Origin of the sequence: Streptomyces sp. NBC_01233 (assembly GCF_035989305.1) — a bacterium.
GTDB lineage: Bacteria > Actinomycetota > Actinomycetes > Streptomycetales > Streptomycetaceae > Streptomyces.
Map to the genome: position 1 here is coordinate 1,464,814 of NZ_CP108514.1, position 14,452 is coordinate 1,479,265.

Here is a 14,452-nt window from a genome sequence, read left to right on the forward strand (position 1 = left end):
TTGGGCTGGACGCAGGTCGACCGGTCGAGGAAGCTCAGTGAGAGCAAGTACGAGATCCTCCTTGAGTTCATTTTCATGAACTTGGAGATCGCGTTGATTTTGGCGTTGTCGGTGTTCACGGGTGGGTCGTCGCTGACGCAGATCATCACCGCGAAGTCGCGTACGGCGTTGCGGATGCTGTTGATCCTCCAGCGGATGGGGCATGGGCTGGGGACGCCTGTGTCGGGTGTGATGGAGGCTTTGCAGGAGGCCTTCGTGACGTTTCTGGCGCAGGTCACCTCGATGCTGGCGCCGGAGGACACGGACCGTCGGCGGACGGCGCTGGACTGGCGTGATATCGGGAAGTCGGCTGTGTTCGGGCTGGTGGCCGGTGTGCTGGGGGGCGGGCTGGGCGAGGTCACCGCGAAGTTCACGAAGGATTTCCTGAGGGACAAGCCGCAGTGGGTGAAGGAGGTCTTCGAGGTCCCGGAGTCGTTCGTCAACGAGGGTTTCGCGGAGACCGGGGCGAAGACCCTGGTGGAGTGGATGTTCGAGGGCAAGTTCGCCGTCGACCTCGGCACGTTCGTCAGTGCTGGTACCAGCGGTGTTCTGTTCACGGTCGCGGAGGGTCTGGCGGAGTGGACCGGTCAGGCGGTCCACGACATTTTCCAGCGGAAGTTCGACGTCACCCTGCCCGACACCGTTACGAACACGAACACGGTGGTGGGTGGTGCGGGCGGTCGGGTGGACCGGCCGTCGGTGGCGTCCGGGGATCTGCCGGAAGTGCCCGTGGGCGGCGGGGTCGAGATGCCGCCCGGCACCGCGGCCGGTGTCACGCGGCCGGGCGTGCCGCCCGTGGTGGTGCCGCTGCCGACCGTGGCCGCGGAAACGGTCCCGCCGGCCTTCACCGTCGGGCAGGATGTTCCGGTGGTGCCCGGTGCGGTCACGGCCGGGACCGCACCCGTTGCGCCGTTCACCGGCAGGATCGACGACACCACGCAACAGGTCCCCGCCGAGGGGGTCGTGGACCCGGGTGACGGGTTCCAGAACGACGGCACCAACGACTTCAGTGATACCGAGTCGGTCTTCAGTGACGTCAGCGCGCTCTCGGGGATCCATGGAATCCCCTCCGGCCTGAGTGATGTCAGCGCCCTGTCGGACGACGTCGCCAACCTCTCCGACCTCGAGGACGTCACCACCGACTTCACCGACCCGGGTACCGCTTCACCGATCACGGGATTCGACCCCGACGGCCTGCCCCTGGCACCCGGCCGCGAGGCGTTCACGGCCGGAACCAGCCCCACCTGGTCCACGACCGACCCCACCCGGGCCTTCGATCCCGCAGCGGTTCCCGACCCCACGGCAATCCTCGACCCCACCACCCCGGTCCAGGACACGCCCCACACCCAGCCCCGGGACCTGCCGGTCACAGGCCTGCCGCACAGCACACCCGTGGCCGGCCTGCCCCAGGGCGCCCAGGCCCAGGACACACCCCAGGACCTGCCCGTCACAGGCCAGCCGGCCACGGACACCCCCTTCGCAGGTCTGCCGGTCACGGGCCTGCCTCAGGGCACGACGGTTCCGGGCGTGCCGGTCCACGGAGCCCCGGCCGCCGGCGTGCCGGTCACGGGAGTGCCGGACCCCCTGTCCGATCCCACCGTCGCGCCCACGGACACCCGACCCCTGCCCACCGCCGCCCAGACCGGCCTTCCCCTGCCCACCCACTCCGCCACCACCGGCTCCCCGGCCGGGCTCCCCGCACGGCCAGAAGACCAGGACCCGACCCGCACGCCGCACACCACTCCCCACACAAACCCCGTCACCACCGCTCCCACGGGCGTGCCAGGCACGACCGTCCCGCCCACCACCGCCACCCCGCTCCCCCCGGCCGCAACCACGGGCAGCACGTCCACCACCGCCACCCCCTCCACCCCGACGACACAGCCCATCCCCCACACGAACACCACAGCCACGCAGCAGCCCACGACCCCAGGCAGGACAAGCCTGGCCCCCACCACCCCCGGCCTGCCCCCCACCGTCGGCATGATCCCCACCCAGTCCGCCGACCCCACACCCACCACCCCCGCGCAGCCCGCCACCGCCCAGCCCGCCACCGATACCACCGGGGCCGCAACCGGCTCCCCCGGCACGCAGACAGCCCATTCCCCCGCAGTAACCTCCCCCGCAGGCACGCACGTCGTCGTCCCGCCCCGCAAGCCCGGGCAACCGCCGAAGAAGTCCACGAAGCCCCCGGCGAGCCACTGGGCCGGACCCAAACCGCGTGTTCAGCCCATCACCGACGCACAGGGCAAGGTGACGGGAGCAATCTCATTCGACGACAAGGACCTGGCACGGCGAAAAGGCAGCTACGGAAAGCTGTCGGACCAGACCCGGTTCTACCAGGGCGTCCGGAACAGCGAAGGAAAGGGGGACGGCTCCTGGCAGGACCTGCCGCCGAACTTCAAGGACTCCTTCTTCCTCGGCCTGCACCACGACGAGCACGGCTTCAAAGTCGTCGTCGTCGAAGACCCCAACACCCCCCGCCGCCCCGGAACAGCGCCCCGCACCCGCCAGATCCACATGAGCGCCCAACAGCTCGGCGAACTCGTACGCGACCTCAAACCACAACTCTCAGACTTCAAGGAAATCACCCTCTTCTCCTGCACAGCCGGAGCCGACGGCGCCCACAACACCATCGCCGACGCCCAGATCGTCGCCGACATCTCCGGCCTGACCGTCAACGCCCCCACCGGAAAAGTCGCCTTGCACCAGCCGGAGCCAGACAGCGACTACCAGATCACCATGCGACACGACGACAAGGGCAGAGCGACCGAATGGCGGAAATTCCAGCCCCGGACCGCCGCCAACGTGCCGCCCGATGCGACACCCCCGCCCCCCACGCCCAGCGTCCCGAACCGCCCGCAGAAGGCGGACCGTCCAGAGAGCGGCGACCGTCCGCCGAGCGCGGACTGGCCGTCGGAGGCCGACTGGAACGCAGGCGGCCCGGAGGACGGAGCCGAGACGGAGAGCCCGGAACACACGGGGGCAGACCGCTTCCCGGACCTGTACGCCGACCAGGCTTGGGAGGTGTACAGCCAGCTGTATGAAGCCGCCGTCAGGACTGTCCTCGCCGCCGACCCACAGCTGCTCACGGGAGCCAAGGCTGCCCTACGCGGCCTGTTGGCGACCCTGGAGCGGCACTTCGGCCCCGAAGTCGCGGCGCTCTCCTTCGTACCGCCCGGCCCGTCGGAGCAATGGACGGACCTGCGGGCGTCGCTGATGGCGTGGACGGAACCGACGAACAGCACACTGTCACTGGACGCGCTGGTCACCATGTTCACCATGGGGGCCTTCCAGAGCCCGTCCGGCGCCACCCTGAGCACCATGTGGCTCGCTGCCCCGGACACCAACACCCAGGCATTGGCCCTGCAGCCTCCCGCGGTCCCCCCGCACGGCCAGACGCCCGCCAACCAGGCCGCACGTGGCATCCGGATGCGGCCGGAGGCCGTGGCGATGATCGCGTGGCTGCAACGGGTCTACACCTCACTGGACATCGAGGGCGAGGACCCCGCGCTGTTCCGTGAAGTGTTGATGGCCGGACTTCCGGTTTCGGGGGACTTCACGCTGGCGGAGGCGCTGCACGGCTCTCAGGCGGCAGGTGTGCGCCACGGCCCCGAGCCCGACATGGCGCACGACGACGCCGCCGCCCTGTACGGATGGGTCAACGGCGTCCTGGCCCCATACGGTCGCGCCAAGGCCAATCCGGCCGTTGTCCAGGCGTTGGCGGACGCCCAGCTGTCCAGCACCGACTTCCAGCCGCCCCACCACCGCATGTACGCGGCTCGACGGGAGCAGTTGACCCGGGGTTTGACCGAAGGCTCCGCCATCATGTCGGGAATCAGTGCCCTCACCCTCGGTACGCGGGACACCGCGCGGACCCCACTCTCGTACCGGGTGGTCGAAGACCGCCGGCAGCGGCGCGCTGCGATGGCCGACTGGATCCTGCGTCACGGATCGTCCGAGCTGCTCTCCCAGAACCTCAATGCCGCCTACCTGAACGCGCTGCACGTCGTGAGCGGTACGGACCGGAGGCTGATGGACCCGGCGCTCACCGCAAGGGGGGCTGAAGCGGCCTCGCACCGCAGGAACGTGGCCGCCGCCGTGATCCAGGAAGCACTGCGGCACGAATCGCCGGAAGTGCACCTCCCCTTGCTGCTGCTCGGCGACGGCGCCTTCCGGACGTTGCTCGGGGATACGACCGCGACACCGTCCGCAAGGGACACCGACCAGATCGCGCGGCTGATACAGCGGGGGATGGACCTAGCGGATGGCCTCGGCCCGGCACTGACCTCACATCGGGAGATGGCTGCCGAGGCCCTCACCGTGCTTCCCAGGGTGCCGCACCCCGTCACCTGGGCGACATGGACGGGCGAGTGGCCGATCCCGGGGTCCGAGTTCCAGTTGCCGCCGTTCCACCGGGCGCGGACCACCGTGGCGGGCGCACTTGCCGAACTCGCTTCCGCCCCTCCCGGCCCCCAACTGGCCGTCGTGTGGTCAGTGGACCAATCCAGCGGGCGTGACATCAGTCCGGTGAGCCGGACGCCCGGGGAGGGAACGGTGCTCTTCCCGGGACCGACCGAGTTCCGGGTGGAATCCTTCACGTCACACGTCGACGGGGCCACCGGGATCGAGTTCGTCCACGTCGTCCTCACGGAGCTCGAACGGCGGGACGAACACTGGGGTCCGGAGATCCTCACCTTGCCGGAAATCGGCCCTCACCGCCTCATGGGTTTCACCAGCTTCCCGATCGACGCCTGGCGCGCCCACGCGCGGGCGAGGTCGGACTGGGACAGGATCAAACGTTGGTACACCGTGCCGACAGGGAAATCCGCCGGGAAGATGGCCGGGAAGCACACGAGGCGGGAAGACGTGCCGTGGGACCGGCCTGCACTGACCGTCTACGCCCACGCCTCGGCGCAAGTCATCAGGGTCATGTCCCCCCACGGTGCGAGAGCGGTCACTGGCACAGAACTGGGACAGCACGTCCGGCGGCTGGTATCCCGCCATCAGCTGCCCGCGTACTCCCGAATCGTCTTGATGGCCTGCAGCGCAGGGGCCGACGTCTTCGGCGGTGATCCGGTGGCTCAGGGCGTCGCCGCGGGCAGCGGGATGATGGTCACCGCACCCACGAGAAGTACAGTGATCGCCACGACCGTGGACGGCACGCCCTACCTCGCACAGAAGGTACCGACGGCCACACATGGGGCGGCTTTCCACCACTTCCCTCCGCACTCCGGATCCGGCGGAGGGCTCCGCGCGAGCGGGCGGGCGTATGCCCCCTACGCCGCGTGGCTGCGCGGCCTCTACCGGGATGAGCTCTGGCCCGCACTCAGCGCCGCGTACGAACGTGAATTGGGCCGCAGGCTCACGGCACACCCGTCGGTACGCGACGCCGCGCACCGGATGCTCATGGTGTGGGATCGTGGACAGGCGGCGCAGTACGACGCCACCACCGACACCGACACCCTCGTCGCTGCCCTTCTGGAGGCCGCGGCTGCTGCTGGGGTGGTGTTCCGGAACGGTGCCCGCGACCCGCAGAGCGATGCCGCGCGGGTCCTTCGTGACGTCCGGGGGTTCACACTCTCTGACGCGAACCGGCAGGATCTGGTGTCCAGCCTCGTCATCGCTCACCAAGCCCTGGTGGTCGAGGAGGAACTTCCGGCGGCGCGCACCGTGCTGATCGGCTGGATGCTCGCCCACGGCCTCGACAGCCTCGTCGATGCGCTGACCTCCTCTTGGCCCGTACTTGCATCTCCCGCCGAGAAGGCCGTTGCGCTGGGCGACGCGGCCCACCTCTACGCATGGGCGTTCGCCGCACTGGATCCTGCCGACGGCGGGCGGCAGCTGACCCCGTACCAGGAGCTGTACGGCATCCGGAACGACTGGCTGACGCCGACGCTCACCGGCGGCGAGAGCGTGCCAGCCGACCTCGTGCGTGTGCTCCGCGGCGGATCCGGATATGCCGACCGTCAGAGCGCAGTGGTCGCGTGGAGGGCGCGCCATTCCGGTGCCTCGCCCCTGGACGCCCTGGCGCCGGGGCACCTCACGGCACTGTACCTGCTCAGCAGCCCTCGCGACCGGGCCCTGCTGGATGTGCGATTCGCCGAACCGCACCCGGGGCTGGGGCAGCGCGCCCACGAGGCCGTGGGACGCGGCCTCAATTTCATGGCGGCGACGGGGGAACCGGCCGCCTTCCCTCTGCTTCTGATGCGCCACCCCGGCTTCCGCGCCGTGGTCGACGAGGTCGCGGCAGCCGTCCAGGCGGGCGAGTCGGCCGTCGAAGGCTGGCTGCAGGCTGCGGGAGAGGCCGTACACCGCCAGGTCGACGTCTTGGACACGGAGCTGCGCGACGCCGTCCCCGTACACCTCGCCATGGCGGCCGAGGCACTTCGGCTACTACCGCCCGTCAGCTCTTCGGTCTGGTACGGCGCGTGGCTGCCAGATGGCGTGGACACCTACATAGTCCCCCAATTCCACGCGGTGTCACTCCACGACGGCGCCGCACGCTCGGCCCTCGCGGGGGTGCCTGCCCGCGAGGGCGGCCAGTGGGCCCTCATCGAAGTACCCGATTCGTCGGCGCGGGACGTGTCCTTCGCCGCGGCGCAACCCGCCGGGCAGCTCGCCCTCTATCCGGGCAGGACGGAGCTGCACCTCGGCCAGGGCTCCTGGCGCGAGGACGAGCGGGGTGCGTACTGGTACGTCACGGCCTCGGAGGGCGCGCCCGTCGAGCAGTACCCGGCGCCTGCGGGGATCCGGGGCGCCGTCGCCGGGGCGGCTGAGGGCGCGGAGACGGAGCCGGGTGCGGAGGAGCGGAAATCCGGATCGGAGACGGACGACGCACCGGGCCTGCCGTCGTTGGCGGACCTGAGCCCGGTCTACGAGAGCGCGCTGGGCCAGGTCCTGCTCGGCGACCCGCGCCTGGTCCAGATCGCGCGCGAGGCGGTCTCCGGCCTGGAGAAGCTGCTCCGTGAGGCGCATGGCGAGACTGCGCCGGTCAGTCAGGCGTTCTTCCCGCCCGGTACACCCGATACGAAGGGACTCCTGTACCGGCTCACCCACCCCCGCGGCGGCTTCGGGATGGAGGACCTCGTCAGGGCCTTCGTCAACGCAGCCTTCGCCCAAAACGCCTCCTCGCGCTACACCCTCGGCGCCGCCCTGGCGCTGCGGCCCGATCTGAACCGGCACCACCTGCCCTTGGGGCCGGACGACAGAGCTCCCGAAACCGTCACCACCTGGTTGCTGCGGGCCTACCGGTCCTTGGACCCGGAGGTACCGGACCCGCTGGGCTTCCGCGACGTCCTGATGGCCACGATGCTCGTGCACAACCGGATGACGCTGGCGGGCGTCTTCCGGGCCGCGCAGCAGGCAGAGGTACGGGATCCGGCGGAGCCCGACGCAGAAGAGGCGGACCCGACCACCTTCCACACCTGGGTCGACCACGCGCTGGACCCGGTGGGCCGCCTCGACAGCTCGCGCCTCCCGGAGGGCTTCTGGAGGGACGACCTCAGCCTGCCGCACCGGCGGTGGTACTTCCTGTTCGTCGGACGGCTCATTCCGGAGCTCACCGGTGGCGCCGTCTTTCGGTCCATCGCCGAGCTGACCGGTGTCCCCGGCCCGCGCGAGAGCCACACCGTGTTCGGCCAGTCGGCGGAACCCGGCAGCGACGTGCGGACGCGCGCACGTCAGGAGGCGCTGCAGGACTGGACGTTGAGCCACGGCGAACCGGCCGTCCTGCACAACGTCCACACAGAGCACCTCCCGGCCCTGTTCCTGGCGACGAATCCTGCGGACGCGGCGCTGTTGCGGGCTCCGCTGGACGAGGGCCCGGCGGTGCTCTATCCGGTGGTCCGGTCGGTGGTGCAGCGGGCCTTCGCCGCCCCGGACGTAGGGGCCGCGCTGCCGGTGATCCTGCGGCGGCGAGGGCTCGACGATCTGGTGGCGCAGGCCGCCACCATCCCTGCCACGGCCCCGGACCGGCAGGTCCGGCTGGCCGCGCTGGCCGGCACGGCCGCCGACGGGGTGCTCCGGAACGTCGACCGGCTGCACCGCGAGCTGCTCCGGCACCGGGAAATGGCCCTGGAGGCGGTGGAGCTGCTTCCCGCCTCCCTGGGCTCGGTGTGGTGGAGCGGCACCGCGGACCAGCCCGTTACGGAAGTTCCCGCGCTGCATGCCGCGACCACGAGCCGGGACATCGCACTCCGCGCGGCCGGGGAGCACCCGGGACCGCTGGTGGTCTACGAGGTCCTGGCGTCCACGGCCCGCGACACGGCTGTCTTCGCAGGGGATCCGGACTCCCGCCCGGCCCTGTTCCCCCGGAGAGTGGCGCTGCACCACGAGAGGCAAACGGAGGTCTTCGACGTAGAGACGGGCCGCTCGTACACGCACGTCGTCCTCTCCGAGCGCCCTGTGCCGCTGCCGGCCCGAGCATGGGACGGGGAGATCGTCGCGCGAACCGTCGAGCACCCTGGCACCGGGGAGATCGTCGGTGCCAACGCCCTTCCGCCTTCTGAAGGGGACGTCCGCTTCAGCCAGACCGTAGGCACCTTCTTCGACCACAAGAGCTACTTCGTCGACGGCAGGGGACAGGATGGGCGGACCGACTCGGTCCAGGCTCCCTGGAGCGAGTCGTCCGACGGCATCTTTTTCCAAGCCCACACCAGCCGGGGGATGTCCTTCGCCCTCGGGTCCCGCCGCGGACTTCGGAACGCGACCGGCGCAGAACTCGGCCAGTACCTGCGCGTGTTCCTCGCTGACCGCCGCCCCGGCAAGCGCCCTCCGCTCTTCGTCCAGGCATGCAGTGCGGGCCGGCATCTTCCCGGCTTCGGCGCGCTGGCGGAGCATGTCGCCGACGCGAACCCCGGACACACCGTGTGGGCACCGAACGCGTTCACCGGCCGCGTGATAGGGGCCGACGGGAACCCGCGTCACGAGCTGATCGCCATGTCCGGGGAACCGGCCCCGCAGTGGCTGCGGTTCCTGTCCCGGGAGCAGTCGGTCGTCGAGACCGCCCGACGGGCCGCGCACGATGTCTTCGGTCGTCACGGAGGCAGGTACGACGCCCTTTACGGGGCCGAGGGCTGGGAGGAGCTGACCCTCGACTACGAGGACGCTCTCGGCCGGGCGCTCTCAAGCGATCCGTGGCTGGCCGGGCAAGCACGTGCCTTCGTACGGCGGCTCTACGAAGCGTACTTGGCGGCGGCGCCGGACAACCCCGATCGGGCCCTGCGCAAGCTGCTCCCTACGGCAGATCCGGCCACCCTGGACCGTGAGGGGATACGGGCCTACCTCTTCGACCCCGATTCCGAGGTTTCGCTCGGAGAGCTCGTGACCGTCCTGGCAGGCAGCCTCGCCCCCGAACTCCAGGCGGAGCCGCGGGACGAGAACGGCGCGGCCTTCAGGGACCTGCGGGCACGCGGCATCCTGGCGATCGGCGACCCGGAACTGCCCGCGAGGACCCTGCGTCGGATCAAGAGGCGGCTCGACCTCTCCGAAGCAGACCTCCTGGCCCTGCGCACCGTGTTCATGGCAGGACTGCTCACCGACAACCGCTACTCCGCCTACGACCTGCTTGAGGCGTTGGTGGACAGTGACTCGGCCCGCGGTCTGGAACTGTCGCTCCGGTACGGCGACGCGGTGAACCTGTACGAGTGGGTACACCGGTTCGTGACACCTGCCGTGCCGTCGTGGACGCGGGACGATCCGCCTGTCCAACTCCCGCACCACACCGCCTACCTCTGCCTGGCCGGCCCCGGGGTCACACCTCCCGACGGCAGCCTTGCTCCGGCCCGCGCACTGTCCCTGTACCTGCTGGACCGGACGGGCTCCCCGCTCGACGGCCCGGGTCCGGAAGCATCCGCGCACCGCGCGATGGCCCTCGAGGCACTGGCCCGGTTGCCGGCCGTGCCTGCGGGCGCGCCCCTGTGGCTGACCATGTCCGGGCCGGCGCAGCGCGTGGACGAGCTGGTGGTGCCCGAGCTGTACGCGGGCACCCGCGACATGTCGCTCGCTCAGCGGGACCTCGCCGCCGTCGCGGGCGGGACCCCTGGTACGTCCCGGCTGCTGGTCGAGGTGAAGTCCTCGACGGCGTACCGCGACGTGTCGGAGTTCTCGTCGGATCCCGGCCGCCGGGAGGGGCGGTTTGCGCGACCGGAGGTCCTCCGTGTCCTGGACTGGCAGGAGCGGCAGGACCTCGCGGGCGGCCGGTACATACTCGTACGCGCCGCCGAAGCGGCCGAGAAGGAGCCGCACGAGGACGAGCGGAACTCCGGCTCGGACACGGAGGACGGGCAGGAATCGCAACCGGCCGTCTCGCCCTGGGCAGGGGAGCCGCTGCTGACGGAATTCAGCCGCTCGTACGATGCGGTGCTCGGCCTGCTCATCAGCCGGGACCCGGCGCTCGTCCCCCCCGCGCGGGAAGCCCTCTTCGAACTGGCGGTCCGACTGGAGGAAGGGGCCCCGAGCGCGAGCTTCGAGGAGTACTTCTTCGCACCGGGGACCGTGGACGATCCCGAGGAGGCCTTCAGCGCCCTGACCGACGAGGAGGCCGACGCCTCCACACTGGACCGGCTCGTCACCGCCATCGTCGAGGCCGCGTACGCCAACACCGGCTCACCCCTTACCCTCGCCAAGCTGTGGACGGACAACCCCGGCCTCAAGCCGGACGGGCTGCCTCCTGGCCCGGACGGAGACACCCTCGGCGCTGCCGTGGAGTGGCTGCTGCGCGTCTACCAAGCCCTGGTCCCCACTCCGGAGCCCATGGCCTTCCGCGACGCGCTGATGGGCTGGTCGCTTTCCCGGGGGATGGCGCTGCCGGACTTCCTCCAGGCGGCGCAGCGCGCGGGAGTACGGGACGCGGCGGAGCCCGACGCCGACGCGGACCCGACGGTCCTGTACGCCTGGTCCGACCACGCCCTGAAGCTGGACTCGCGGCTGACCAGTGGCCTGCTGCCAGGGGACTTCGACCCGGCCGGTCTGACCCCTCCGCACCACCGCCTGTACGGGTGGCTCACGGGTTGGCTCGTTCCCGCGCTCACCGGAGGCTTCGATGCCGCCGGCAGCGGAAACCTGCTGCGGTCGATCGCGGACCTCGCCGGTCTGCCCGGCGCTCGCGGTGACTACGCGCAGTTCGCCCTGGCCGACGAGCACGCCGGCGTCGACGAGGGCAGGACCGGCATCGAACGGCGCGCGGCCCTTTGGGAGGGGTTGCTGCGCCACGGTGACCCTCGGTTCCTACGCAACGTGCACGTGGAGCACGTTCCGGCTTTGTTCCTGGTGACGGGCCCGGATGCTCCGTTGCTGCGGGTTTCTTCGGAGGCGGGGCCGGCGGAGCTGGCCTCAGCGGTGTGGTCGGCGGCGGTCACGGCCTTGGCGAGCAGGGATGTAGGGGCGGCGCTGCCGCTGCTCCTGCGTCGGCACGCGATGACCGGTGACCGCCTGGCCGAGGTGCTTGGTGCGCCCGGCTCCGGCCCGGACCGGGGACTGGGAGAGCTGGCGGCCGCGATCGCCGCGCGGTTGGTTCCGAATGTCGAGGTGTTCCGGGAGGATCTGCGTCGGCATCGGGAGATGGCGCTTGAGGCGGTGGAGTTGCTGCCTGCGGTTTTGGCCCCGGTGTACTGGGCGGCGCCCGCTGGGCAGTCGGTCCTGGAGGTTCCCGCGCTGCATTCCGCGACCACGAGCAAGGAGGTGGCGCTGCGGGAGGTGTCGGGCATCGGTCCGGGCCGGCCCGTGCTGTACGAGGTCCGGGAGGCGACGGCGCGTGATGTGGCCGTGTTCGCCGCGGAGCCGGGTGGTCGCCCGGCGTTGTTCCCGTACCCGACGCGGCTGCGGGAGATATCGCGCGAGGAGGTCCTGGACGCGGCGAGCGGACGGTGGCACACGCATGTCGTGCTCGCCGAGCTCCCGCGGCCGCTGCCGAAGGATGCCTGGGACCAAGAGATCGTCTTCCGCACACTCAGTGACTCCACCACCGGCCGGCCCGTCGGCGTCATCGCCCAGAGCGACTCGGAGAACGGCGACCAGCGTTGGACCGACAGCGAGTTCCTCGACCGACGCGAGTACGTCGTGGCCGATTTCATGGCCGCAGAGGTGCGGAGCGGGCCGCATCCCGTTCCGTACGGCACCGCGAACGAGGCGTTCGTCTTCGTCGCCCACGGCGACCCGAACGCCCTTGGGGCCGCCGCCGGGTCCCGGAGGGGCAGACGTGCGATGACCGGCGGGGAGGTCGGACGGTTCCTGCGCAACAGGGTTCCGGTGTTGCGGCCCGGCGAACTACTGCACATCGTCCTTCACTCCTGCCACGCGGGGCGGAGCCTTCCCGGGATCAGCCCTTGGGCGCAGGCCGTGGCCGACGCGAATCCGGGGCAGCGTACGATCACCGCGTCCGTGCCGACCGGTTACGTCCACGTCAATGGTGTCCTGACCACGGCGATCGCCGAACAGCCCGGCGGGGCCGAGCCCCGTTGGCTGACGTTCGTTCCCCGGGGGCGGGCTGAGGCCGAGGCTGCCGAGCGCGCCTTGCGACGGCCTTTCGCGGGAGCGCCGTACCGCTTTGCCGCGCTCTACGGTACGGACGACTGGGACGCGCGGATCCGTGCCCACGAGCAGTCCCTCGGCCGGGCACTCGCAGCTGACCCGCAGCTCGTCGCTTCGGCGCGGAAGTTCGTACACCGCCTCTACGACTCACACCTTCTCCTGACTGAGGGCGATCGCCGGTTGGCCGCCGAGGCCTTCGTTCCCGCAGTGGATCCGGACACCGTCGACACCGCGGCGGAAGTCGCCCGGCTGCTCGACGCGAACGCGGGGGCAACCCTGACGGATTACGCCCAGGCCCTCCTCGACAGCAGGGGCGGCGACATCACGGCCGTGGTGACCGGGCCGGCGGACGCGGTTGGTCTGCAGGCCCGAGGGATCCGCACAGTCAGTGACCCCACCCGCGTGAGGCGGGCACTCAACCGCATCGTGACGGATCTGAAGCTGTCCGCTCAGGAGCTGGGCGACCTGCGGCTGGTCATGCTGGGCGGACTGGTGCAAAACAACGCGTACAGCCTGTACGACCTCGTCGAAGCCCTGGTGAACGCCCAGGCGGCGCACGGCCTGGAACGCTTGCTGCCGAGTGGCGACGCCGTGCACCTGTACACGTGGGCCCGCACGGCGCTGCGGCCGCCCAGCTTGGCGGAGATGCCCGACGACCTCGCGCGGGACCTGCCACACTGGTCTGCCTACCTCGACCGCGTGCGCAGGCTCCCCCCCGAGGCGAGTGGGGAGGACCCGGTACCGGACGGCGTCTGGGAGGCCCTGGCCCGGGGCGAGTCCGTGCTGGCGAAGGGTGGCCGGACACCGCAGACCCGGCCTGGCGACGCTGCCGCGCCGCTGGCCATCCGGCGTGAGCGCTACCTCGCCCTCGTCGCATGGCACGAGCGCCACGGGGGTTCGGCGCTCGACGGGCTGCACCCCGCCCATGTCGCGGCGCTATACCTCCTCGGTGGCCCGGACGGTCCCTTCATCGCGGGTGGGGGACCGGACGCGGAGCTGATCACGGCAGTACGGTCGGCCGCCGTCGGGTCGGGCAGGTACCCGGCCCTGCTGCTGCGCGACGACGATTTCCGCGCGTTGGCCCGCTCCCTCGACCAGGCCCCGTCCGCCGACCAGTCCGCGCTGCTGGATCAGCTGGTCGACCGCGCCAACGGCCTCCTGGCGCGACTGCGGAGCGAGGTGCCCCTCCACCTGGCGATGGCGCTAGAGGCACTGGAGGCGTTGCCCGAGCCGGCCTCGGGCGGGCCGCCGGTGTGGCTGACCCTGCTCGTGCCCGGCGTGCCGGCGGACACGGAGTCCGCGGGGCACCCGAACGGCTTCGGCTCTCTGGCGGTGCCACCCCTGAGCACGGGCACGCTGCACGCCGGGGTGGCGGCGACGGACCTCCTCGCGGCCTCGTCGGGAGCCGGACCGCAGGTTCACCGGGTGCAGGCCGAAGTGGTGGCCTCCCGCTACCGCGACGTGTCGCCGTACGCACCGGACCCCGCCCGGGGCATGGCGGTACTGCCCGAAGGGGCCGTGTTTAAGGTCCTCGGCCGGGAGATCCGCCACGACTCCCAAGGGCCCTACGTGTACCTGCGCGTGGCTGATCAGGACGTGGACGCGGCAGAAGGGCTTTCGCGTGGTTCTGCCCCGGGGCCGTCCGCCGGGCCGGAGGCACAGCCGCGCGAGGACGAGCGGAACTCGGGAACGGACGAGGATCTCGCGGTCCGGCCCGAAGCCGAGGCCCTCGACGCCCGACTGCTCTCCCGCCGGTTCCTCGACGGACCCAACCGGGATGCGGGCCCCAGCCGCTCAGCACTGGCCCGCGAGATCCAGAGGGCCGTCCGTGAAGGGCTGGCGCGTGAGAACCCCGTCTTCCCCGGTCTGCTAATGCGCGACC

General features: G+C 71.0%; 1 protein-coding gene (cut by a window edge). It reads left to right on the plus strand.

What is annotated here, in order from left to right; genetic code table 11:
* Positions 1–14,452 carry the 5' portion of a hypothetical protein gene (locus OG332_RS07160; protein WP_327412654.1) on the plus strand. 17,612 nt of this gene lie beyond the right edge of the window, so only the first 14,452 of its 32,064 coding nucleotides appear in the window; its start codon is at positions 1–3; its stop codon lies beyond the right edge, outside the window.